The 23,711-nt window shown below is 60.4% G+C and carries 23 protein-coding genes; 8 read left to right on the top strand and 15 right to left on the bottom strand.

What is annotated here, in order from left to right:
• Nucleotides 1-283: 283 nt before the first annotated feature.
• Nucleotides 284-2,437, top strand: coding sequence for a thiamine pyrophosphate-dependent enzyme (locus tag K290_RS0126755; protein WP_028754700.1), 2,154 nt, complete (start codon nt 284-286; stop codon nt 2,435-2,437).
• Between the two features lie 9 nt (nt 2,438-2,446).
• The gene (locus K290_RS0126750; RefSeq protein WP_028754699.1) at nt 2,447-4,006 is read left to right on the top strand and encodes an indolepyruvate oxidoreductase subunit beta family protein; all 1,560 of its coding nucleotides are present in this window, start codon (nt 2,447-2,449) and stop codon (nt 4,004-4,006) included.
• 190 nt (nt 4,007-4,196) lie between these two features.
• On the opposite strand, the gene K290_RS0126745 is transcribed toward K290_RS0126750, so the two are convergent.
• From K290_RS0126745 to K290_RS0126730, 3 genes are all read right to left on the bottom strand, one after another.
• A complete protein-coding gene (locus tag K290_RS0126745) occupies nt 4,197-4,703 on the bottom strand; it encodes a MarR family winged helix-turn-helix transcriptional regulator (RefSeq protein ID WP_028754698.1) in 507 nt (168 codons plus the stop codon).
• 27 nt (nt 4,704-4,730) lie between these two features.
• The gene (locus K290_RS0126740) at nt 4,731-6,320 is read right to left on the bottom strand and encodes a phytoene desaturase family protein (protein WP_028754697.1); all 1,590 of its coding nucleotides are present in this window, start codon (nt 6,318-6,320) and stop codon (nt 4,731-4,733) included.
• A gap of 183 nt (nt 6,321-6,503) precedes the next feature.
• A complete protein-coding gene (locus K290_RS0126730) occupies nt 6,504-7,286 on the bottom strand; it encodes a cyclase family protein (protein ID WP_028754696.1) in 783 nt (260 codons plus the stop codon).
• Nucleotides 7,287-7,683: 397 nt separating this feature from the next.
• Here K290_RS0126730 and K290_RS0126725 point away from each other — a divergent pair, with 397 nt between their 5' ends.
• Both K290_RS0126725 and K290_RS0126720 read left to right on the top strand, forming a co-directional pair.
• The gene (locus tag K290_RS0126725; RefSeq protein WP_028754695.1) at nt 7,684-9,252 is read left to right on the top strand and encodes a phytoene desaturase family protein; all 1,569 of its coding nucleotides are present in this window, start codon (nt 7,684-7,686) and stop codon (nt 9,250-9,252) included.
• A gap of 98 nt (nt 9,253-9,350) precedes the next feature.
• Nucleotides 9,351-9,866 (top strand): MarR family winged helix-turn-helix transcriptional regulator, encoded by a 516-nt coding sequence (locus tag K290_RS0126720; RefSeq protein WP_028754694.1) that lies wholly within the window; start codon nt 9,351-9,353, stop codon nt 9,864-9,866.
• Between the two features lie 112 nt (nt 9,867-9,978).
• Here the strand turns inward: K290_RS0126720 and K290_RS0126715 are convergent, their stop codons facing one another.
• From K290_RS0126715 to K290_RS0126690, 6 genes are all read right to left on the bottom strand, one after another.
• Nucleotides 9,979-10,653, bottom strand: coding sequence for an amino acid ABC transporter permease (locus tag K290_RS0126715; protein ID WP_028754693.1), 675 nt, complete (start codon nt 10,651-10,653; stop codon nt 9,979-9,981).
• A 194-nt stretch (nt 10,654-10,847) separates the two neighbouring features.
• Nucleotides 10,848-11,645 carry an ABC transporter substrate-binding protein gene (locus K290_RS0126710; RefSeq protein WP_028754692.1) on the bottom strand — a complete coding sequence of 266 codons (798 nt, stop codon included), beginning with the start codon at nt 11,643-11,645 and terminating at the stop codon, nt 10,848-10,850.
• 78 nt (nt 11,646-11,723) lie between these two features.
• Entirely contained in the window at nt 11,724-12,929 is a 1,206-nt protein-coding gene (locus tag K290_RS0126705; RefSeq protein ID WP_065091571.1) for a pyridoxal phosphate-dependent aminotransferase, read from the bottom strand.
• 210 nt (nt 12,930-13,139) lie between these two features.
• A complete protein-coding gene (locus K290_RS35075) occupies nt 13,140-13,616 on the bottom strand; it encodes a DoxX family protein (RefSeq protein ID WP_051264226.1) in 477 nt (158 codons plus the stop codon).
• A 62-nt stretch (nt 13,617-13,678) separates the two neighbouring features.
• Complete coding sequence (locus K290_RS0126695) at nt 13,679-14,140, bottom strand: tetratricopeptide repeat protein (protein ID WP_028754690.1); 462 nt, start codon at nt 14,138-14,140, stop codon at nt 13,679-13,681.
• A gap of 19 nt (nt 14,141-14,159) precedes the next feature.
• Nucleotides 14,160-15,137, bottom strand: coding sequence for an MBL fold metallo-hydrolase (locus K290_RS0126690; protein WP_028754689.1), 978 nt, complete (start codon nt 15,135-15,137; stop codon nt 14,160-14,162).
• A gap of 428 nt (nt 15,138-15,565) precedes the next feature.
• Here K290_RS0126690 and K290_RS35070 point away from each other — a divergent pair, with 428 nt between their 5' ends.
• A complete protein-coding gene (locus K290_RS35070; RefSeq protein ID WP_081670444.1) occupies nt 15,566-16,261 on the top strand; it encodes a sigma-70 family RNA polymerase sigma factor in 696 nt (231 codons plus the stop codon).
• Entirely contained in the window at nt 16,261-17,064 is an 804-nt protein-coding gene (locus K290_RS0126680; protein ID WP_028754688.1) for an anti-sigma factor family protein, read from the top strand. Before K290_RS35070 ends, K290_RS0126680 begins: the two co-directional genes overlap by 1 nt.
• On the opposite strand, the gene K290_RS0126675 is transcribed toward K290_RS0126680, so the two are convergent.
• From K290_RS0126675 to K290_RS0126660, 4 genes are all read right to left on the bottom strand, one after another.
• A complete protein-coding gene (locus K290_RS0126675) occupies nt 17,061-17,846 on the bottom strand; it encodes an HpcH/HpaI aldolase family protein (RefSeq protein ID WP_028754687.1) in 786 nt (261 codons plus the stop codon). The genes K290_RS0126680 and K290_RS0126675 overlap by 4 nt on opposite strands.
• A gap of 179 nt (nt 17,847-18,025) precedes the next feature.
• The gene (locus K290_RS0126670; protein ID WP_028754686.1) at nt 18,026-19,306 is read right to left on the bottom strand and encodes a cysteine desulfurase-like protein; all 1,281 of its coding nucleotides are present in this window, start codon (nt 19,304-19,306) and stop codon (nt 18,026-18,028) included.
• A 104-nt stretch (nt 19,307-19,410) separates the two neighbouring features.
• Entirely contained in the window at nt 19,411-20,139 is a 729-nt protein-coding gene (locus K290_RS35065; RefSeq protein WP_037136350.1) for a GntR family transcriptional regulator, read from the bottom strand.
• Nucleotides 20,140-20,235: 96 nt separating this feature from the next.
• Nucleotides 20,236-21,207: a DMT family transporter gene (locus K290_RS0126660; protein WP_028754685.1), complete on the bottom strand. Its 972-nt coding sequence runs from the start codon at nt 21,205-21,207 to the stop codon at nt 20,236-20,238.
• Between the two features lie 120 nt (nt 21,208-21,327).
• Between K290_RS0126660 and K290_RS0126655 the strand changes: the two genes are divergently transcribed.
• On the top strand, nt 21,328-22,089 hold the full coding sequence (locus K290_RS0126655; protein WP_028754684.1) for an AraC family transcriptional regulator: 762 nt from the start codon (nt 21,328-21,330) through the stop codon (nt 22,087-22,089).
• Nucleotides 22,090-22,094: 5 nt separating this feature from the next.
• On the opposite strand, the gene K290_RS0126650 is transcribed toward K290_RS0126655, so the two are convergent.
• Nucleotides 22,095-22,979, bottom strand: coding sequence for a sigma-70 family RNA polymerase sigma factor (locus tag K290_RS0126650; RefSeq protein WP_028754683.1), 885 nt, complete (start codon nt 22,977-22,979; stop codon nt 22,095-22,097).
• Between the two features lie 137 nt (nt 22,980-23,116).
• Here K290_RS0126650 and K290_RS35060 point away from each other — a divergent pair, with 137 nt between their 5' ends.
• Entirely contained in the window at nt 23,117-23,386 is a 270-nt protein-coding gene (locus tag K290_RS35060; protein WP_245276683.1) for a carboxymuconolactone decarboxylase family protein, read from the top strand.
• Nucleotides 23,387-23,426: 40 nt separating this feature from the next.
• On the opposite strand, the gene K290_RS35055 is transcribed toward K290_RS35060, so the two are convergent.
• On the bottom strand, nt 23,427-23,711 hold a 285-nt coding region (locus K290_RS35055), incomplete at its 5' end, for an IS256 family transposase (RefSeq protein WP_037136340.1).

Genomic DNA, 23,711 nt, shown 5'->3' with positions numbered 1-23,711 from the left:
GAAACCGGCAAGCGCTTTCTCTGGCATTTTGCAGATTCGGATGCTGCTCTCTGGTTGAGGGCTTCAGCGCGCGAAAGCACATAATTTATGCATATGCATATATTGCCATTTGTCCTTACACACTAAAAATAGCATTTGATCTGTACCTTAATTTGAATCTGGCTCCGGCGAGCATATCGGATTGCCGAGTTTCCGATTTGTTCATTGACAGCCAGACGAGGTTCAAAATATGATTTTGCAAATGATTTAGAAGCAAGCCCGATAGGGCAAAGGGGTAACTTCGATGGCCGAACGGTCGTTTGCGCGCGAAGTCGAGGATCTGAAGCTCGGAGAAGGCGATATCTTCCGTGGCGAAGGTATCCTCGCGATCACCAAGGCACTGTTGCAATCCGGTGTGTCCTACGTCGGCGGCTACCAGGGATCGCCGATCTCCCATCTCATGGACGTATTGGCCGATGCCAAGGACGTGATGGAGGACCTGGGCGTCCATTTCGAGACCTCGGCTTCGGAAGCCGCCGCCGCTGCCATGCTTTCGGCCTCGGTCATGTATCCGGTGCGCGGCGCCGTCACATGGAAGTCGACGGCGGGCACCAATGTTGCCTCCGATGCGCTCTCCAACCTTTCATCCGGCGGCGTCACCGGCGGCGCGCTGATCATCATCGGCGAAGACTATGGCGAAGGCTCCTCGATCATGCAGGAGCGCAGTCATGCCTATGCGATGAAGTCGCAGATGTGGCTGCTCAATCCGCGTCCGAACCTGCCGTCGATCGTACAGGCGGTCGAGGAGGGGTTCGAATTGTCGGAAGCCTCGAATACGCCCGTCATGCTGCAGGTGGGTATTCGTAGCTGCCATGTTCATGGCCAGTTCGAAGCCAAGGACAACAAGCGGCCGAACTATACGCTCAAGCAGGCGTTGGAAAATCCAGTGCGCGACGTCAACCGCATCGTACTGCCGCCGGCCTCCTTCCTGCATGAGAAGGAGAAGCTGGAGAAGCGCTGGCCGGCGGCTGTCGATTTCATCAAGAAGCGTCAGCTCAACGAGTATTTCGGACCATCCGAAGGCGATGTCGGCATCATCCTGTTGGGCGGCATGTATAATGGCGTCATGCGCGCGCTGCAGCAGCTCGGCCTTGCCGATGTCTACGGCAACTCCGCTGTCCCGCTTTATGTTCTCAATGTTGCCTATCCGTTGGTCGACGATCAGATGGCCGAATTTTGTGCGAACAAGAAAGCGGTGTTGATGGTGGAGGAGGGGGCGCCGGAATATATCGAACAATCGCTCAACACCATCCTGCGCCGCCGCGACATCCAGACCAAGGTTTCCGGCAAGGACGTCCTGCCGATGGGTGGCGAATATACCCCGCCGGTGCTGGTGAAGGGCATCAAGAATTTCCTCGAAACGCATCAGCGCGTATTGCTCGGCAACCAGCCGCCTTTGCCTGACCCAACGCCTGTTCTCAACGACCCGAAGGTTAAGGCGCTAGCCGAAGTCGTGCCGCCGCGCCCGCCGGGATTTTGCGTCGGCTGTCCCGAAAGGCCGATCTTCGCGGCAATGAAGCTGGTCGAGAATGAACTCGGCCAACATCACATCTCTGGCGATATTGGCTGTCACCTGTTCTCAATCCTGCCGCCGTTCAACATTGGCAGCACGACGATGGGCTATGGCCTTGGCCCGGCCGCGGCTTCCGCCTTCAACGTCGCTGCCGACAAGCGCGCCATTTCCGTGATGGGCGATGGCGGCTTCTGGCACAACGGCCTGGCGACCTCGGTCGGCAATGCCATCTTCAACAAGCAGGACGGCGTCATTCTCGTCGTCGACAACTATTATTCGGCGGCAACGGGCGGCCAGGACATCCCGTCGTCACGCGCACTGAACCCGCGGCGCAAAACCAACAATTCCATCGTCAACGCCGTCAAGGGCATCGGCGCCACCTGGGTTCGCCAGATCGACCGGACCTATGATGTCGGCAAGATGCGCGACACGTTGCGCGAGGCGCTGACTTCGAAGGAGCCTGGCCCGAAGATCATCGTCGCCTCGTCGGAATGTATGCTCAACAAGCAGCGGCGCGTGAAGCCGCAATTCGCCCAGGCGGTGAAGGACGGCAAGCGCATGGTCAAGGAGCGCTTCGGGGTCGATGAGGATGTGTGCACGGGCGATCATGCTTGCATCCGCCTTTCCGGCTGTCCGTCGCTGTCGGTCAAGTACACCGATGATCCGCTGAAGGACGATCCGGTGGCGGCGGTCGACAACAATTGCGTCGGCTGCGGCAATTGCGGCGAAGTGGCGGAGGCCGCCGTCCTTTGTCCCTCCTTCTACCGTGCCGATATCATCCACAATCCAACCGGCTGGGATCGCTTCCTCGCCCGCATGCGCGCCGCCGTCATCGGCTGGCTGCAGGCTCGCCGTAAGGCCGGCCGCATCGTCTTTGCGGATTGAGAGATCGATATGAACGAGCATGTCAGCATGAGCAATATCGGCACTCAACGTCTGTCGACCGACAAACCGCTATCGCTGGCCGTCCTCGCCATGGGCGGCCAGGGCGGCGGCGTCTTGGCCGACTGGATCGTCGGGCTTGCCGAAGCCGAAGGCTGGATGGCGCAGACCACCTCTGTTCCTGGCGTGGCGCAGCGCACGGGTGCCACGATCTACTATATCGAGATGCTCCCGGCCCGTGACGGCCATGCGCCGATCTTCTCGCTGATGCCGACGCCGGGAGATGTCGATGTCGTCTTGGCTGCCGAGCTGATGGAGGCCGGTCGCTCCGTGCTGCGCGGTCTGGTGACGCCCGACAAGACCGTGCTGATCGCCTCGACGCATCGTTCCTTCGCGGTCGGCGAAAAGGAGAAACCGGGCAATGGCATCGGCAATCCGGAAATGGTGGTGGACGCCACGGATTTTGCCGCAAAACGGACGATCGCCTTCGACATGGAGACGCTGGCCGTCAAGAATGGCAGCGTGATCTCCGCGTCGATGTTCGGTGCGCTCGCCGCCTCGGGGGCGCTGCCTTTCGCCAAAGAGGCCTTCGAAGCCATGATCCGTGCCGGCGGCAGAGGCATTGAGCCTAGCCTAAAGGCTTTCAACGCCGCCTTCGATCGCGCCAAGGACAAGCCGCGCGATGCCGTTTCAGCGACGCCATCGAAACATTTCGATCCACTGCCGGAAACGACTGGTCACCCGGCGCTCGATGGTCTCGTGCATCGCATCCGCGCCGAGTTTCCGGAGCAGGCGCAGCCGCTGCTATTTGCCGGTGTCAAGAAACTCACCGACTATCAGGACCCGGCCTATGCCGATGAATATCTGACCCGCGTTGCAGCGCTCTACGCGCTGGATCGCAAAGCCGGCGGTGCGGCGAAGGATTTTGCATTTACCGCGCAAGCGGCGAAATATGTGGCCGTCGCCATGGCCTACGATGATGTCATCCGCGTCGCCGATCTGAAGGTGCGCGCGTCGCGCTTCGATCGCGTACGAAAGGAAGTCGGCGCCAAGGACGACCAGATCGTCTATATGACCGAATATATGCATCCCCGGATGGAAGAGGTGTGCGGCACCTTGCCGAAAGGCCTCGGCCTCTGGATCGAGAGCCGACCCAAGCTCTTCAATTGCCTCGATCGCATCGTCAACAAGGGGCGCCGTGTGCAGACGGGCACGCTCTTCTGGTTCCTCGGGCTTTATATCGTCTCAGCGCTGCGCCGAACCCGCCGGGGTACGCTGCGCCATATGCGCGAAGTCGAGCATCGGGAAATCTGGCTAGCAGCCGCGACCGACTTGCTTGACGTGAACTACGATCTCGCTGTCGAAGTCCTCAACAACCGCCGCCTGGTAAAAGGCTATTCCGACACGCATGCGCGCGGCCTTTCCAAGTTCGATCGCGTGATGTCGGCGCTTTCGATGCTGCGTGATCGCGACGACGGCGCGGCGTGGATGAAGAGGTTGAGGCAGGCGGCGCTGCTGGATGAGAAGGGGATTGCGCTCGACGGGGCGCTGAAGACGGTGGCGACGGTGTGACGGGCGTGTTTCAGCCACCCGCCCTCGTGGTTCGAGGCTCCGGCCTCATGGCCTGCGCACCTCACCATGAGGGCTAACCCTTTGCGATAATAGCGAAATTTTCTCCGCCTCATCCTGAGGTGCATCTTGAAGCGCAGCGGAAAGATGCCTCGAAGGACGGGGCGGCCACTGGCGCCACCCCGATCTCACCTCAAATCTCATGCTTGCGGATATTGTGCAGCACCTTGTGCAGCGTCGAGATGAACGCCCGATATTCCGTTTCTTCCACGCCGTCGAACATCTGCAGAAACAGATCGTACATGGTCGGCCAGACCTTTTCGAAAGCGGCGCGGCCTTCTTCGGTGATGGAGACGTCGCGGATGCGCATGTCCTCGGTGCGAGGCTGGCGGCGGATGAAGCCTTGCTGCTCTAGGGAATCCAGCGTGCGGCTCATCGTCGATTGTTCGGTGACGGCAAAGACGGAGAGTTCGTTGATGGTGACCGAGGAGGAGACGCTAAGGACGGCGAGAGCCCGCATCTTTGCGGTCGTCATGTCGTATTCGCGCAGCTCTTCCGACATGTTGATGTTCCAGCGGGCCATCAGCCGGTTCATCAGGTAGGGGGCAAAGTGGTTGAGCCCTATCTCGCCCATGGTCGGACGTTTTTCCGTGCCCTCCTTGCGACGCCGCAAAACGGTACCTGAAAACCGTTCCTCCATAAGACGATATCTCCCCGTGGATTCCTGTTATTTTAATGATGATGCAAGCAGGAAACCCGAACCTCCTCCGAGACCCGGCCCAGGATGTGCCGAAGCCCCAATGTGGTACAGGCCTGCTACATGGGTGCGGTGGTTAACAGAGGACTTGAAGGGGCGCCAGAGGAAAAACTGGTCTATGCCGCAGTAGCCGCCATAGGGGTCGCCGCCGACGAGATTCATGTTCATGGCTTCGAGATCGGCGGGCGAATAGACGCGTCGGGCGAGCTTTATGCCGGAGAAGTTCTCGATATGGCTTTCGAGCAGCGCCTCGACGCGGTCGGCATAGCGTTCGCGCACCTCGTCCGTCCAGCGGCCGTCCGCCGGTATTGCAATCTCGCCCGCAGCATCGCCTTTAATATGCCGCGGCGCCTCGGGAAGCTGCAGCCAGAGGATCGATTTGCCCGCCGGCGCTCGGCTGGGGTCGAAGGAGGTGGGCTGGCCGACGCAGATGGTCGGTTCGGCCGGCAGCAGCCCCCGTTCGCATTCATTGGCGGCGCGCGAAACGCCGTCGAGACCGGGCGTCAAATGAAGAAGCGCGACCTTGCCAAGTTCCGCATCTGCCTTCCAGCGTGGCGGCTCGGACAGAGCGTAGTGAATCTGCATATTGCCCTTGCCATAACGATAACGGGCAACGCTCGTTTTGACGTCCGGGGGTGGCGGCGTCGGCCAGTCTTTCAGCAGCCGGTCGTAGAGCTGGTTCGGCGTTACAGAGCAGATGATGCCGGCATTGGCGTTCAGGGTTTCGCCGCCCGCAAGCTTGACGCCGCCGGCGCGCCCGCTGGGACCGCAGATGAGGCTTTCGACATCGGCGCCGGTGCGGATCTCGCCGCCATTGTCCGTGATCAGCCGTTCGAAGGCTGCGAGCAGCGCACCCGCGCCGCCTTTGACAATGGGAGCACCCGCGAGCTCCAGGGCAAAGCCGATGACCTTCAGCATCTCGGCCGAATAGGCGCTCTCCGGCCCGAGGCCGCAATGCAGCACCCAAGGCGCCCAGAGCGCATGAATATCTTCAGAACGATAGGTGGTTTCAAGATAGCCGCGCGCCGGCGTCAGGGCGTCGCCGAACCAGGCGGCGAGCTTGCGCAGGCCGCGGCCCCAACCTTGCTTGGCGACAGCCTTTAAGGTCGCGCCCGACCATAGCGCGCCGCCGAGCAGTGAAAACAGGAAGGGGGCGTCGGTCGCGAGCGCATCCATCTCGCGCAGGAATGTTTGGCCGTCGCCCAGCGACAGTTCGTCGAAGGTGGCGATGTTGCGCCGCCTGTCCTTCGAGAAGATCACGTGCGAACCATCCGGTCTCAGCACGCCGGTCGGCAGATCGGCGTGGGCGAATTCGAGGCCGCAAGCTTCCAGATCCTTGCCGATGGTACGATAGGCTGGCGACGTCAGGAACAGCACCATCGTCGTTGCCATGATGTCATGGACGAAGCCCGGTTCGGTGATCTCCTCGCTGCGCAGACAGCCGCCGATGCGGTCGTTCCGCTCGAGGACGAGCACCTTGCGGCCCTTCTTGCCCAGCATGGCGGCCGCGACCAGCGCGTTGATGCCACTGCCGACGATGATGTAATCGGGGGAGGTCATAGACTAACTCCCCCTTCTCCCCAGCGGGGAGAAGGTGCCCGAAGGGCGGATGAGGGGGCCGAGGAGCAACGCGACGAGGGCCTTGAGCGGCAAGCGAAAGGCAGCCTTACGGTGCAACGCCCCCTCAACCCGTGCGTGCCGCACGACCTTCTCCCCGTCGGGGCGAAGGTATGGCCTGCCATATCATGCCACCAGCGCCAGCGCGCGCACCGGAGAGCCCGTGCCCTTGACGAACTTCAGCGGTGCGGCGATCAGCACGGCGCCCTTGGCTGGAAGCTGATCGAGATTGGAAAGGCTGGCGAGGCCGTAGCGATTGTTCTTGTGCATCAGATTGTGGGCCGGGAAGGGCGGGTTCATCCCGCCGGCGGAACCAGCGTCGGTGCCGATCGTTTCCGAACCCCAGCCGATGATGCCCTTCGTCAGCAGATATTCGATCGCTTCAGCGGTCGGGCCTGGCGAATGCGGGCCGTTTTCGTCGGCATTGAGGAAGCTTTCGGTTGAGCCATTGCGCTTGTACCAGTCGGTGCGCAGGACCACCCAGGTGCCGGCTTCGATCGCGCCGTGCTCGGCTTCCCATTCCTTGATGCTATCGACCGTCAACAGATAGTCCGGATTGGCGGCAGCTTCCTTCGATCGGTCGATAACATTGACCGGGGCGACGAAGTTCTGCGGCGGGATGGTGTCGGTCGTATTGTTTGGGTTGTCCTTGCCGGTGATCCAGTGACAGGGCGCGTCGAAATGCGTGCCGGTGTGCTCGCCGAGTTCGAGCCAGTTCCACGCCCAGAACGGCCCGTCCTGATTATATTCCGAAATCTTGTGTACCTTGACCGACGGCGTGTTCTTGCCGAACTGCGGCGGCAGGTAGAGCACCGGCGTTTCGGGACCAAGCGGCGCGGTCAGATCGACGACCTTGATGGAGCCCGAAACGAGGGCAGTAGCTAAGCTGGCAAGAGCATTGGTGGTCATGTTGGGTTCCCCTTTTTGTGGCCTGGCCTTGTCTGAAAACCCTGGAGGGATCCTCGCTAAGGGCCAAGCCCGAATGCCATTATCGCCGGGTGTGCGGACGCGATTCCTCAAATCGCAAAGCCATACAGCGGCGGCCGGATGAGGCGAGCCTATGTTACAATATATGATATTGCAAGCATTCTGCCTGTGCCAAAAGGACCAAAAATGGCATCGGTTATGCAAGCTTTACAACCCAAGCAGTTGCCTGAAAATAAAGGCCATTTATACGCTATTTTCTTGCGCGGACGACATTCGGTCGTGTTCGCTCACGGCGATTTTCGGCGGGAGGTACTTGAAGCCTAAAGTTCAAAATGTATGCATGTGACAATAATAATCACGGTATAAGAGGGATCGATCCATGGGCTATGATGCGATCATTGTGGGTGCAGGTCATAATGGCCTGGCGGCGGCGGTGCATCTAGCGGCGAAGGGCTGGAAAGTCGCCGTCATCGAGGGCAATGCCGAGCCCGGCGGTGCGGTGAAAACCCGCGAAGTGACGCTGCCAGGTTTTCGGCACGACCTTTGCGCCATGAACCTCTCGATGTTCGCCGGCTCCGCCTTTTTCGCTGAGTACAAGAATGAGTTGACGGCCGCGGGTCTCGGCTTCGTGCCGGCAGCCGATTGCTTTGCGAGCGTGTTCCGCGACGACACTCATCTCGGTGTGAGCACCGATCTGGAAAAGACCACAGGCGCGATCGCCGATATTTCGCCGCAGGATGCGGCAGCCTGGCGGGCCATGCTGTCGGAATTCGCATCGGATGCGCCGCATATTTTCGGCTTGCTCGGTTCGCCAATGCCGTCGGCGGCTGCCGCGCGCGTCGTCTGGAAGGCTTGGCGGGAAAAAGGGACCGGCTGGCTCTATGAGACCGCACGGATGCTGTTTGCCTCGCCGCGCGATTTTCTCGACGCGCGGTTCCAGAATGCCAAGCTCAAGACGATGATGGCCGCCTGGGGATTGCATCTCGATTTCGCACCGGATGTCGCCGGTGGCGCACTGTTTCCCTATCTCGAATCGATGGCCAACCAAGCCTTTGGCATGGTGATCGGCAAAGGAGGCGCCGACACGATCGTCAAGGCGATGATCGGTGTGCTCAAAGCCAAAGGCGGCGAGCTGATGCTCGGCACGCGCGTCGACAAAATCGTCACCACCGGCGGCAAGGCGACCGGTGTCGTGCTCGCCGATGGACGCCGTTACGAAGCCAAACGCGCCGTCATCGCCAATATCCACCCGCAGATCCTATTCGGAAAGCTTCTCGATCCGGATGCCTCGCGTCAGGAGTTCGACCGCAGGGTTGCTCGTTTCCGTGCCGGACCCGGCACGATGATAATCCACCTGGCGCTTTCCGGCCTGCCGGATTGGACTGGTGGAAAGGAGCTCAGGACATTCGCTTATGTCCACATCGCACCGGATATGGAGATGATGTCGCGTGTTTATGCCGAAGCGATGGGCGGGCTTTTGCCGGCCGAGCCGGCATTGGTTGTGGGCCAGCCAACGGCGATCGATCCGTCGCGGGCGCCAGATGGCCGGCATGTGCTCTGGATACAGGTGCGCGTCTTGCCGGCTGAGTTCAGTCGCGACGCAGCGGGCGAGATCAGTGGGCAGAATTGGGACGAGGTGAAGGATGCCTATGCCGAGCGTGTGCTCGACATAGTCGAGCGTTATGCGCCCGGACTGCGCGGCAAGATCTTGGGCCGGTCGGTGTTTTCGCCCCTCGATCTCGAGCGTGAAAATCCCAATCTGATCGGCGGCGACAATCTTTCCGGTAGCCACCATCTCGACCAGAATTTTCTGTTTCGCCCGCTCGCCGGTTATTCGCGCTACAAAACGCCGGTCGGTTCGCTTTATATGTGCGGCGCGTCTACCTGGCCGGGTGCGGGCACGGGGGCCGGCTCAGGCTTCATGCTGGGGAAAATGCTGGCGAAGTGACCGTCTTCGAGCTTGGTGCGTAAACCTTTGACATTTGAAATATTGCTCCGTAGACCGTTCATATATGAAATTGCAACGCGATGATTTGAGCTGACATCATGGCAGAGTCCGAAAGTGGAACCGTCGATCTGGAGATCATCGTCCAGGGCGCGCAGGAAGGCAAAAAGCAGGAACTGCGGCTTTGGCTGCGCATGCTGTCGACCACGAAGCTGATATCGCAGGAAATCCGCCGCCGGCTTCGCAACGAATTCGGCGCAACGCTGCCGCAATTCGACCTGATGGCGCAGCTCTATCGTGAGCGCGACGGTCTGCGGCTTGGAGAACTTTCCAAACGTACGATGGTCACCAACGGCAATGTGACGGGATTGGTCGAGCGGCTGGAAACGGACGGCCTGGTGCTGCGCGAGACGCCGGACGGCGACAGGCGCGTGACAGTCGCCAAGCTGACGAATAAGGGCGAGGAGCTGTTCACCGCCATGGCCGCTGCCCATGAGGGCTGGCTGCGAGACATGATGGCCGACGTCGATCCCGCCATCGTCGCCGAACTCTGGAAGGATATTGGCGGGGTAAAATCGTCCGTGAACAATCACCTTTCGGGCGCCGCCTTCGACTGATGGCTGCGCTGGGAGCGGTTACCGCTTTTCACGGACTCTCAGCACCGCTCTTTCTGTTTGTTCTTTCGCAATTCCGGACGGAAAACCGCTGCGCACTTTTCCTGGACTTGGTTTAGTGCGCCTTCTCGCTCTTGAACCTCTTTTCGAGAACGCTCACGAGCCGCACCATCGGCCAGAGTAGGATGATATAGATCAGCGCGGCCATGATCAGCGGCGAGGGATTGGCATAGAAGCCCTGCGCGTTCTGTCCCTCTTTTAGAAGCTCCGGCAGAGCCACGGTCGAGGCGAGCGACGTATCCTTGAACATGGAGACGCAGTTGCTGGTGGTCGGCGGAATGACGATGCGGATTGCCTGCGGCAGCACGACCTTGTAAAGCGTTACCAGAAATGGAATGCCGAGTGCCGCGGCCGCCTCGAACTGACCGCGCGGCACGCTTTCGATGCCCGAGCGGAAGACTTCCGCCGAATAGGCGGCAAGCACGATGGAGAAGCCCAAAATCGCAGACCACCAGGCGGAGAAGCTGATGCCGACAAAGGGCAGGGCATAATAGATCAGGATCAGCACCACCAGCATCGGCATGGCGCGCATGATGTCGATATAGGCGACCGTTAGCAGCCGGAACGGCTTGGGTGCATAGAGGCGGATCAGGCTGACGATGAGCCCGCCGGAAACACCGATTAGGATACTGACGATGCCGAGCGCCAGCGTCATCCAGAGACCGCGCAGCAATTGGGGAAAGGCCGAAATCATGACGTCGGAATTGAAGAAAGTATCGACGAGCGACATTGGCACTCCCATCAGGCGGAACAGAATGAAGATCTAATGCATGTCGCGCAAAAGTGTGCGGCGGTTTTGCGAAAACGACATGCACAAACAAGGAGCTAAAGCGTGGGAGCGAATCTGAAAGATCGCGACGAGCTTTAGCATAATTACGCCGGCCGAAGGGGCCGGCGTAGAGATTCCGGAAAGTGATCTTTTGATCACGCCTTGGGGATAGGCATTTCGGTGACGGTGGAGGAGCCGGCGGGTGCCTTGCTGCCGAACCACTTTTCGTGGATCTTTTCCAGCGTGCCGTCTTTCTTCATTGCCGTGATGGCATCATTTATCTTGGCGACCAGCGGCGAATCCTTGGTCATCATCAGGCCGTATTGTTCGCCGGTCTTGATGCGGTCCTTGATGGCGAAGCCCTTCGTTTTGACGAAGAGATACTGCATGCCCGGGATGTCGCTGACGACTGCGTCGATGCGGCCGGCGCCGAGATCGAGGAACATATCCTGCTGGGCGTTGTAGCCCTTGACGTCGGCGAAGCCATTGGCGGCCTTATTCTCGTTAACCCACTTCTCGCCGGTCGAGCCGGAAAGGACGCCGACGGTCTTGCCCTTGAGGTCGGCAAGGCCCTTGATCGCGCTGCCGTCCTTGGTGGCGATGCCCATGTCGGAATCGTAATAGGGCTGGGTGAAGGATTGCGATTTCAGCCGTTCCGGCGTGATGGTGATCGAGGAGATCGCGACGTCAATGCGCTTGGAGCTGGTGGCTGCAAACAGGGCCTGGAAGCCGTAGTCGGCGATGTTGGTCGTCATGCCGGCGCGCTTGGCGGCTTCGTTGACGATATCAACCTCGAAGCCTTCGAAGGTACCGCTGTCGGTCTTATATTCGAAGGGCGGGTTGTTCGGATAGGAGCCGACATTCAGCACGTCGGCGGCATAGGCGAAGTGGCTTCCGCCGGCCATGCCGACGACGGTCGCTAGGACCAGTAGATTACGACGGGTAAAATTCATTGGATTTGTCTCCCTCTGGTTATGGCCGCGGGCGCCTTCTGCCCGCGGGTATTGCCGGTCCGCCATGTGGGCGGGCCGTCATTTCATCGCGTCGACCATGCGATCGAGTGCGGTCCGCATCTGCCCGGTATCGCGGAATGTGCACATGCGCAGGAACGCGCGCGACGATTCCCCGAAATGATAGCCAGGTGCCAGGCCAACACGCGCTGATTCCAGAATACGCTCGCAAACTGCGGTCGCATCGGCTTCGCCCTTTAGCGCGAAGAAAGCATACATGCCGCCGCGCGGTTTTTCCGGAAGGATGATCCCAGGTATCTGCGGCAGCTTTTCATAGGCGAGATCGAGGCCGGCTTTGATCCTGGCCCGGATCTCGGCAACCAGCGGCTCGCCTTCGCGGATTGCCACGGCAGCACCCGCCTGGGTCATCGCCGATGTGCCGCTATTTACGTATTGCGTCATGGCGCCAAGTTGGTCGGCAATATCAGAAGGATGCGTCAGCCAGCCGACGCGCCAGCCGGTCATTGCCCAGGCCTTGGAGAAACTGTTGACGGCGATCACCCGATCGCCATCTTCGGCGACCTGAAGGATCGACGGTGCGATCTCGCCGTCGAAAAAGAGGCGCGCATAGACTTCATCGGAGATGATCCAGATGCCGGTGCGGCGGCTGAAATCGAGCAGCGCCTGCATCTCCTCGCGCGTCGCGGTCCATCCGGTCGGGTTCGCCGGTGTTGACAGGAAGATGGCGCGGGTGCGGGCATCGCAGCGGGCGAAGAGCTTGTCGAGGTCGAGCCGCCAACCGGTGTCAAAATCGAGGGACACGGGACGCGGCTCACCGCCGATCAAATGGATGGCATTGTGGATGTTCGGCCATTGCGGCGCGACGTAGACGACATTGGTGCCGACATCGACCAGCAGTTCCAGCGCCATGTGGAGCGCCTGCATGCCGCCGGGGGCGACAGTGGTGCGCTCGATCGGGATGAGGCGGCCGTGCCATTGAGTCTGATAGCCGGAGAGGGCTTCGTTCAGCGCCGGCAGGCCGCGCATGTTCGGCACGTAGAAGGTCTGGCCGTCGTCGAGGGCCTTCTTGGCGGCGTCGCGGATGAAGGCCGGCGTTGTCATGTCGCCTTCCCCGAACCATAGCGGGATGACGCCGCCGAGCTCACGGGCGCGCTTGGCAAGCACAGCGATATTGTCGGTGCGCAGATCACGGATCTGCGCGCGAATGCCCTCGAAGGCATTTCGGCTGCATGTCGTCTCGGACAAGCTCTGTGATGGAAGAGACAAGGAACTTTTCCTGAAATCCTGGCGTCAAAGGGTCGTTCCGTCGCGAATGACGGTGCTCGGATTGCCCTTCATTCTGGGATGGTTATCCAAAATCACACGTATTTCAAGGAAAAAGTTTTAAGCTTAAAAAATCGGTGGAAGCGCCGAAAACAGCCCATGAAGAGGCTGTTTTCGGCAGGGATTTCCCGCAGATGGATATGTCTGAGGCATTCAGAGGATTCCTCTCTCGACCGCGCGGCGCAGCGGCTTGCGGGATTCATCGGCCGTGGCCATGATGCGGCGTTCCAAGAAGCGGTCTACCGACAGCGTGCCAGCACCTGTCGTCACCAGGACGAACATGCCGCCGGCGATCGCCAGGTCCTTTTCGAAATGCAGGATTTCGTTGTGGTTGGCGAAATCGTTATGGAACATCAACGCCGTCGACAGGCAGAACAGCCCGAGGGATAGGGCGCCGAGGCGGGTCAACAAACCGAGGGCTATCGAAAGACCCGCCGCGAGCTGCAATGCAATCACGGCAACTACCAGCAGCTCGAAAACACCAAGCTTCGCCATGGCGATGACAGCCGCGTCGAAATTGAGCGCGAGCGCCATGCCCTCATGCAGGAATATCCAGGCGAGCAACAGCCGTCCGGCCAGAAGTGTTATGTCCATCGGATGCACGACATTTGCATTTTCCAAATAGTCCATCTCACCACCTCCAAATGTGCCTGCGAGGCATCGTTCGGCTTCGCAGGCACTGCTTTCTCAGCTTAGTTGACAGTTTTGGTATCGATCGCCTTTTGCAAGTCTTCCAATTCCTCGCAGCCGCTTGGGCAAAGCTGCTTCAGCGTCGCCAGTTGTTCCTTTGCTTTGTCCATGTTGCCGGTCACGACATAGAGTTCGCCGAGATATTCGCGGGCGCCCCTGTGATCGGGCTGCAGTTCCAGCGCCTTGGTGTAGTAGGTCAGCGAGGTCTGGAAATCGCCGGTCTTTCTGAGCGTGAAGCCCAGAAGATTATAGACATCCGCCTGCTGGTGATCCTCTGCCAGGCCGCGGAGTTCGGCCAATGCTCCGGCATAGTCCTTCGCGTCGATCTTGGCGCGAACGGAGGTCAGGTCCGGCGCATCCGCTGTTTCCATGTTGTCGACGGCCAAAGCCGGGAGCGCGATGGCTGCGGGAAGGATGATGACGGCGCAAAGGCTGACGGCGCCGAAGATTGCGTGTCTGATCATGATAGGTCTCCTTGAGCTTTCAGGCTTGTGTTGTCGGGGTGAAACCATAGGCATTGCCGTCCTTCACGAAGGTGCCGGAGCCCGGGAAGGGGAAATGCGAACCGCAGATCTTGATATTGTCGGCGATGATGCGATCGACCAGTTTGCGGCGCGTTGCGACGGCCGCCGGTCCGTCCTGATCGTAGCTACCTTCCCATTCCGGATGGGGAGCGAGTAGTGCCGGCACGTACATGATGTCGGCGGAAACGAGTAGCTGTTCCTTGCCCGAAGCGACAAGGAAGGTGGAATGGCCGGGCGTATGGCCGGGTGCGGCGACGAGGTGAACGCCGGGAGCCACCTCCGCGCCATCGCCGACCAGTTTCCAGTTATTCCATTTTGGAAAGACGGCGCCGATGCGTTTTCCGGCCTCCTTGCGGCCTGCGGCGAGCTTGTCGACGCGGTCGGGCGCCGTCCACCAATTGAATTCGTCGGCGTTGGTGATGAGCTCGGCATGGTCAAAAACCGGTTCGTTCGTGCCTTTTTCCATCAGGCCCCAGACGTGATCGGGATGGAAATGCGAGATGACCACCGTGTCGATGTTCTTGTAGTCGATACCGGCGGCGGCCATGTTGGCGGGCAAATGGGTCGCATTGGCCTGCCATTGGCCAACGCCGGAGCCCGCATCCATCATGACCAATCGGTCGCCGATCTTCAGGACGACGACGGTGAGCGGAATGGGCATGAATTCGGTGGTCTGGCCGGCGGCGGCCAGCGCCTGCTTGGTATCCTCGATGGAGGCGTTCTTGATGAAGGCGGGATCATGCGGCTTGCGCCATATGCCGTCATAGATGGCGGTGACTTCGATATCTCCGACCTTATAGCGATAGAAACCGACCTCCGGTTCAAGCGGTGTTGCGGCTTTGGCCAGCGACGGGAGGAATTCCAGCTTCGCCGACAGGCCGAAAGCGGCTGCTGCCGCGGCCGAGCTGAGAACAGTGCGGCGCGTCATGGTGAACATTGTCTTGTCTCCTCTTTGAGTGGCATCGCCACGCGAAGCGGAGGACAGGGGTCAATCAATGCCTCCGCTGTCGAAGGAGATCGCAGGTGCCGGCGCATTATTCCCGGTTCACCGCATCTTTCTGATAAGTTTCTGATAAGCTTAGCCTAATTCTACTGGCGCGGTTATGTGAGCGGGTGCACAGTGGGCACGTGGGAGACGTGCTGCTGTGCGGCGCGTCGCTGACGAAAAATATTTGCGGGCGGTGAGAATAAAATGCCGCCTGAAACGATCTGGAGAATGAAGAGCAATATTTGCATCAGAACCTAAGCCGACGATGCCGGAGCAATGCAGGGATCATGACGACCGATATCCATTTCGCCTTCTTCGCATTCGACGACCGGCCTCCGCGGACTTTCGTTTCCGCGTTGAGCCGGCCTTTGATCTGCATGCGGGCTGCTATCGCCTTTGTCCGCCAATTCCTAATGCCAATCGCAAAACTGCGCTCGGCCGTCGCCATCGATGCCGTGGGTCCGATGCTGCAATCGATGCACCGCGAAAACGTCGGGAGTCTTTCGCCGGCGTCACGCGATCTGATGTTGCGGTTTCAGAACACGATCGTTCCGCATCTGGATGCGGCCTATAATTTCGCGCGGTTTCTCAGCCGGGATGCCGATGCGGCGCAGGACATCGTGCAGGAAGCGTTCTTGCGTGCCTATCGCAATTTCGAGGGCTATCGAGGTGGCGAGCCCCGCGCCTGGATGTTTGCCATCGTCCGGAACTGTTACTACGTCTGGCTGAGCGAGGGCCGGCGCAAGGCGCGTTTCGAGGCGCCCATGACGGCAAACGATGCGAAGGACGAAGATCAGCCATACAGCGGCGCGCACGACGTTGCCTCCGAAGAGGACACGCCCGAGGCAGCCTTGATCCGCAAGTCGGAGTCGCAGCGGGTTCGGCAAGTCATCAACTCTCTGGCGGACCTGTCGCGGGAAGTGCTGGTGCTGCGGGAGCTGGAAAGTCTGTCTTATCGCCAGATCGCCGATATCACCGATGTGCCGATCGGAACCGTGATGTCGCGGCTTGCGAGGGCAAGGCGTGAATTCTGCGAGGCATGGCAAGCGGGCGAGAAAGGCGGGGCCGCATGATGAGCGAGAAGACCCCGGAAAGCTGCCCGGAATGGGAAACCATCCTTCATTGCTATGTGGATGACGAACTCGATGCGGTTCACACGATACAATTCGAGCAGCATCTTGCGACATGCCCGCAATGCACTGCCGCCTTGGAAGGTCTCAAAGACATGAAGCGGGTCGTCGGCCGGGACGGTGTCAAATGGAAAGCGCCGGACGAGGTTCGGGCGCGTATCATGACGGCCATTTCTCTTGAGGAAGCCCGGCGCCAAGCGCAGTCTCCGGAGACACGGCGCCGCGAAAATGCATGGTGGCGCGGCCTGCAAGTGTTTGGGCAATGGAGCTTCATACCGTCGATGGCTGCCCTAGCCGCCACCCTCATGCTTGTGCTCGGTAATCCGCAGACGAACGCGCCGATCCAGAACGAATTGCTCGCGAGCCATGTGCGCTCGATGCTCGCCAACCATCTGGTCGATGTGCAGACATCCGACCAGCATGCGGTCAAGCCGTGGTTCAACGGCAAGATCGATTTCTCGCCGCCGGTGGTCGATCTTGCGGCGGACGGCTTTCCGCTGATCGGCGGCCGGGTGGACTATATCAATGGACGGGTCGTTGCGGCGCTCGTCTATCGCCGTCATGGCCATGTCATCAATCTCTTTGTCTGGCCGGGTGCAAAGGTCGAGCGGAGCGAGACGATGCATGATGGCTATAATCTCGTCGAATGGTCCGGCGGTGGGCTCGTCTTCTGGGCGGTGTCGGATGTCAGTCCGCCCGACCTTGCCGCTTTCCGCGATCATTTTTCACAGGCGGCGGGTCTTTAAGCGCCACGGTCCTGTTGTTCGGGCGTGCCTTGGCGACGCGCTTGGGCAACTCCGTCAGCGAGGCCAGCGCCTAAAAACATGGTGTCGCTGGCCAGCAGGAAGAAACTGATGCCGGCTGTAGACCAGGCACCGATATCATCCGGTGACGGCCGGAAAATGCCAACGGTGCGGCCAGCGGCGAGCGCGGTTCGGGTGATGGTTTCGATGGCTGCGTCGAGTTTGTCTTTGCCCGCTGGCCCCATGGCGTCGATCGAGACGGAGAGGTCGCCCGGGCCGATGAAGATGACGTCGATGTCATCGACCGCGGCGATCTCAGCGATATTGGCGAGCCCTTCCGCCGTCTCGACCTGGATAGCAAGCACGAGTTCGGCATTGGCCTTGGCCAAATAATCCGGAATGCGATAGCCGTAGGCCGCTGCCCGTCCAGGGCCGACGCCTCGCTCGCCGATCGGCGGATAGCGCGTTGCCAGCATGGCAGCTTTTGCCTGCGCCGCCGTCGACACGCGCGGCACCAGCACGCCGGCAGCGCCCGCATCCAGCACCGAGGCGATGAACTCCGGCGCATGACCCGGAACACGGACCATGGCGGGAACACGATGGACGTCGGCGGCACGGATCAGGTCCTCGATGCGTTCGCGGCCGATCTGCGAATGCTCCCAATCGATGCAAAGGAAATCGACACCGGACGACGCGGTAACTTCGATGGCGACGGGATGCGGAATGGCGGCGAAGGTGCCGATAAGCAGATTTTTCTCGACGCAGTTTTTGCGGAAATGGCTCATGGTTTTCTTCGCTCTCCAACGATTTCTGCGAAGAGGGATAGCCTCAAATCAAAGGTCTGCGAAGCGGCAATCCATTTTAGACTTGAAGTATTTTTTTGCCGCCTCGTCGGCCAAGTCTGACGGGGAGGGGCCAATGCGGTGGCGGAATTGTTCGGGCGCCGCCACCGCTCATACGCGGCTTATTTGTGCCGCGCGATGACCTCGGTCAGCACTTTTTCGAAGCGGGCGATTTCTTCGACCTTATTGTAATGCACCAGAGATACGCGGATCGCGCCGGTTTCCATGGAGAGGCCAAGGCGTTTCATCAGGCGCGGCGCGAACATGTGGCCATCGCGCAGTCCGATCCCGGCTTCGCCCATCTCAGCGGCGAATTGCTGCGGCGTGATGCCCGGAATGTTGAAGCAGATGGTCGGCACGCGCTGTTGGAGGCGGGCGTCATCGGAAATGCCGTAGATGACGGCGCCGTGACGCTTCAGAACGGCGATCATCTCGCGTGAGAGCATCAGTTCGTATTCACGGATAGCGCTCATAGCGGCGGCGAGCGCCTCGCGGCGGGTGTGTTGGCCGGCCGGCAGGAAACGGAGGCCGAGGGTTTCGAGATATTTGACGGCAGCGTTCATGCCGGCGACGTTTTCATAGGTGAAAGTGCCGACTTCGATCTTGTAGGGAGGCACGTCCGGGATGAAGTCTTCCTTGAAGGTCGGCAGCTTAACCAATGCGTCGAAGCGGCCCCAGAGAAAGCCCATATGCGGCGAAAAATTCTTGTAGCCCGAGCAGACGAGATAGTCGCAATTCCAGGCTTGCACGTCCATCAAGCCGTGTGGGCCGTAATGGACGCAATCGAGGAAGACTTCGGCGCCGGCCGCATGCGCGAGCTTCCCCACGGTAGCGACATCGACGATCGTGCCGATGGAATGGGCGGTCACAGTGCAGGCGACGAGGCGGGTCTTGTCGTTCAGCAGCGGCTTCAAGTCCTCGGTATGCAGTGTGCCGTCTTCGCGCATCCGCCACCAGACAATCTTGGCGCCGTCTGCCTCCAGCGCCAGCCAGGTGGCGATGTTGGCGTCATGATCCATGTCGGTAATGACGATCTCGTAGCGCTCGCCAAGCAGCTTGGCGATGCCGAGGCTTACCAGGCGGATGAAGGATGTGGCGTTCTGGCCGAAGGAGATTTCCTCAGGACGATAAGCGTTGACTAGCATCGCCACGCTCTCCCGCGCTTCGGCCAGATTTCGGTCGACGCCCTGGCTGTGCTGATACTTCGCCATGCGCTGGACATTGTAGTCGATCAGATGGTTGGCGACCGCATCGACCACCGCCTGCGGCACCTGCGAACCGCCGGCATTGTCAAGAAACACGAAATCACCGGCCTTCTGAATAGCCGGAAACATGGCGCGGACTTCATCGACCGGAAAACTGTTATGGCCGAAAAATTTCGATGGGGAGAGAGAAGCGCTCATAAGAATCTCGCTGCAAGGAATGAGTTTGAAAAATCACGTTATGATCATTTGATCACAAAATATTTGACGGTTCAACTAAATTCCTTGCCCGCGCTGGGGGTGGTTTACCGTCTCAGGGCTGAAGCGGATCCCTTGGCACGGGGTTCGTCTTCGGTTGCGGGGCAATAGTCGCGCAGAATCTCATGTGTGCGGCGGATATCGGCGACGACGCCGTCGCGAGCGCGGGCGAAATCGCTGGCTTTCAGCGCTTCGATGATCGGGAAATGCGGGCCGGCAGGATCGATCTCGCCGCTGCGCATCAGCGGTTCGACGGAGGCCGACAACATGCGCATGTAGGGGCCGAAACGCAGCCACAGGGTTTCGATCAGTTGCAACAACACCTCCGAGCCGGAGGCGCGGTAGATGGTGAAATGGAACTGCTGGTTCCGCGCCATCAGTTCATAGACATTGCTGCTGCGGCCGATGGCATGCTGTTCGGCGGCGATGCGTTCCAACGTCGCGATGTCGGTGGCGGTCAGCCTGGGAATGCCAAGCTCGGCGGCCAATCCTTCGACGGCGATGCGGGCGCGGCAGAGATCGTCGAGCCGGGCAAGCGTCACGATCGGGATGCGGGCCGAGCCATTCGCCGCCACCTCCAGCGCATTTTCCGCTGCCAGCCTACGTAAAGCTTCGCGCACGGGCATGTTGCTGGTGCCAAATGTTTCGGCGAGCGAGGCGATGGTCAATGTCTGGCCCGGATCGAAATTGCCGGCCATCAGTGCGTTGCGCAACTGCTGATAGACGCCCTCCTGGATGGTCGTTCTCGAAGATACCGGTTCCAAGGCTATGCGCACGCTCGTTTCCTTCTTGCTCGGGCGACTCTCGTCGCCGCTGTCATGGTAGAACGAAGGCGGGCCGGATGAAAAGACTTTCGACGCCAAGACCGACGGTCAGACCTCCTCCGTCTCCCAAGCCGCCCGATCCGCGCCCGGCTCCGTCTTCCCCTTGGCGATTTTCGCCTGCCGAAGGCCGAGCCCGACACCGATCAGAGCAAGCGCGCCGCCGATGGCATGATAGGCGTGCAACTGTTCGTGCAGGATCGCCCAGGCGAGGACCGCAACGATGATCGGCAGGAGATTGATGAGCAGGGAGGTGCGAGCGGCTCCAAGATTCCGGATGCCGATCATCCAGCAGAGCGGCGCGACCAGCGATGTCGGAATGGCTGCATAAAGGATCAGCGGCAGATTGGCCGAGGTGATCGGCGCAATATCGCCCATCAGGAAAACCGGAATCAATAAAATGGTCGAAAAGCCGATCTGCCAGAACAGTTGCTGCCACATGGAAAGCGGCATAGCCCAACGCTTCAACATCACGCCGTAGAGCGAATTGGACAATACGGCGATGATCATCAGGCCGTCGCCGATATGGAAGCCGCCGCCCAGTAGGGCCGCCGGGTGGCCCTGGGATGTCAGATAAATCAGGCCGATCAACGAGATGGTTCCACCAGCGAGGTTGGCGGTCGTCAACTTTTCCCCGGCCAATGCACTGGCGAGCAGCGTCGACAGCAGCGGCATCAGCGCCACAATGACCCCCATGTTGACCGCCGAGGTCGTCTTGGCGGCTTCGTAGGCGAGGCTTTGATAGATCACCATCCCGAGTGCGCCAAGGGTCGCGAGCTTCAGCCAGTATTGCTTGAGGAGGGCGCGGTTCTGCCATGCCGCCCGGCCAACGAAGGGCAGGAGAACGAGAAAAGCCAGCAGCCAGCGATAGAAGGAGATGGAGCCGGGCGAAATGACGCCGGCGGCTGCCTTGGTGACAACGGTGTTGCCGGACCAGATGAGTACGGTGCAAAGCGGTGCGAGCGCAGCACTCGTCATCATCGAGGCTGGGCTGTCGGGCGGAGGAGTATTTTTGCTGCTCATGGCGTCCTCCTGTCGGATGGTCGGCCTAGCTGGATTGGTGGAGATTATGTGCGTTGCTTTTACCCTCTGTCTGATTATTGGTATATAACGAATTTCAGACATCGGTGCCGGATTACGGACATGAGGCCGCGAGAACCACGTATCCAAGGAGACCCGCCGCAGCCGGTTTCCTTCCGGACGGAGAATTACAAGGGCGGCACGGTCTTTCCAGCCAAGCGCCAGAGCTGGGGCGAGCTGAACTATGCGCTCGCCGGGGTCGTCGATTTCGACATTCAGGGCGTGCGCTATCTGTCGCCGCCCCACTATGCCATCTGGATCCCGCCCGATATACTGCACGAGGCATGGAACCAGCACGACGTCCGCTATGTCACCGTCTATGTCGAGCGGTCGCTCTGCGTCAATCTTCCGGCGACACCTGCAACGCTTGGGCTCAGCCCGCTTCTGAAGGCGATCCTTGCCGACTTCGCCGCTCGCGAGATCACCTTGCCGAAGACCGAGGAGGATCTTCGGTTGGCCCAGGTTTTGGTCGATCAGATCGGTTTGGCGCCGCGCAGCGAGAGCTATTTGCCGCTCTCTGATGATGTTTTACTCGGGCCGGTTCTCAAGGCGCTGCAGGCGGACCCCGGCAATCGCCATTCCCTGGCGGAATGGGCGCGCCAGATGAAAACGACCGAGCGGACGCTTTCCCGACGCTGCCAGGACGATCTCGGCATCTCCTTCAACGAGTGGCGCCAGCGGCTGAAACTGGTCGCGGCGCTGGCGCTCATCGAAGCCGGTCAGCCGGTGCAACGGATCGCAGAGCAGCTAGGCTATAGCAACGCCTCCGCTTTCATCGCGATGTTCCGCCGGCTGACGGGTACGAGCCCGACGCAGATGCGCTGACATCGTCACCGATCGATCACCAACACCTCGAGCTTGCGCAATTGCACAGGATCAGCCATCGCGTCGATGCCGATAATCCGGCCATCGTCGGCGACGGCAAAACGGAGCGCGATGCGCAATTGTCCGCCGAAAACCACGATGGCGCCGACTGCGCCGTTGATGACGGCCGGCAGGGCTCCCTGGGCACGGCCGCGGAAGGTTTCGGCCACAGCCGTGCTTCCACGGATTTCCGCCAGCGAGCCCATTCGCGTTGCCACGGCATCGGCGCGGAAGACGACATCCGGATCGAGAGCGGCAAGAAGCGCATGCAGGTCGCCGCCGCGCGACGCCGTCAGAAAAGCATCGATCACATGCCGCTGGCGGGTCAGATCGGCTTCCGCCGCGACCGGGGCTCCCTGCACCCGGCGTCGCGCCCGGCTGGCGAGTTGGCGTGTGGCGGTCGTCGTGCGCCCGACGATCGGAGCAATGTCGTCGAAGGGCATATCGAACATATCGTGCAGCACAAAGGCCAGCCGCTCGGCCGGGGTCAATTTTTCCAGCACCACCAACAGCGCCAGGCCGACCGAATCGGCGAGCAGCGCGTCCTGCTCAGGGTCGGTCCCTGTGCCGGCTTCATGGCTGACGGCCGGTTCGGGGACGTGGATCGTCAGCGGCTCTTCGCGCCGGGATTTGCGGGAGCGCAGCCAGTCGAGACAGATGCGGGCCGTCACCGTGGTCAGCCAGCCGCTGAGGTTTTCGACGTCCGAGATATCCGAGCGACTGAGCCGCAGCCAAGCCTCCTGGACCACGTCCTCCGCCTCCGTGCGCGAGCCGAGCATGCGGTAGGCGACCGCGCGCAAATGCGGCCGGTTGGCCTCGAATTTTTCTGCCTGCCACTTTTTTTCGTCCATCGGTCACATTCCTTGTTCGTGCTCCGTCATGCCTATGACGAACGAAACCCAGCCGATGTGACAAAGGATCGACAAGGGACCGCGTCGTCAAGATCGGCCCTGTTGGGCTCACCTGAAAACACTTCAAGGAGAGAATGATGCAAGCCCGCATGAAGAACCCCGCCGTCATCCTGCCGGAGAGCCTACAAGCCTTCTTGGCAGTCAGTGCCTCTATCAAGGATCGCGGCGTGTCCGAGAACACCATGGATCTCGTGCATCTGCGCGTCAGCCAGATCAATGGCTGCAGCGTTTGCACCGACATGGGCTTCCGCAAGCTGCAGAAAGAGGGCGAAAAGATCGAGCGGATCGTCGGCGTCTCGGCCTGGCGCGAAATGCCCTATTTGATCATGTCCCAGGACGTGGTGTAGCTTAGACGACCACGGCTCATCCCAGAGGGTCGGATGAGTATCAGCTTGCTGCTGGCAGGCTGATGAGCGGATCATCGCTCATTGTGGCGATTGTCTCAAGTGTCATGTAGCGGGATCGCTGGACGGCCCATTCATCGTTCTGTTCGAGCAGCAGCGCACCGACCAGGCGCACGATGGCGTCGTCGTTGGGGAAAATGCCGACGACCTCTGTGCGCCGCTTGATCTCACCGTTCAATCGCTCAATGGGGTTGGTCGAGTGAAGTTTGGCCCAATGCTGCTTGGGAAAGGTCATGTAGGCGAGCACGTCTTGCTCGGCACTGTCCAT

The organism is Rhizobium leucaenae USDA 9039 (assembly GCF_000426285.1).
Lineage (GTDB): Bacteria > Pseudomonadota > Alphaproteobacteria > Rhizobiales > Rhizobiaceae > Rhizobium > Rhizobium leucaenae.
The sequence above is the reverse complement of the archived record's forward strand: the minus strand, read 5'-3'. Positions and strand labels throughout refer to the sequence as shown.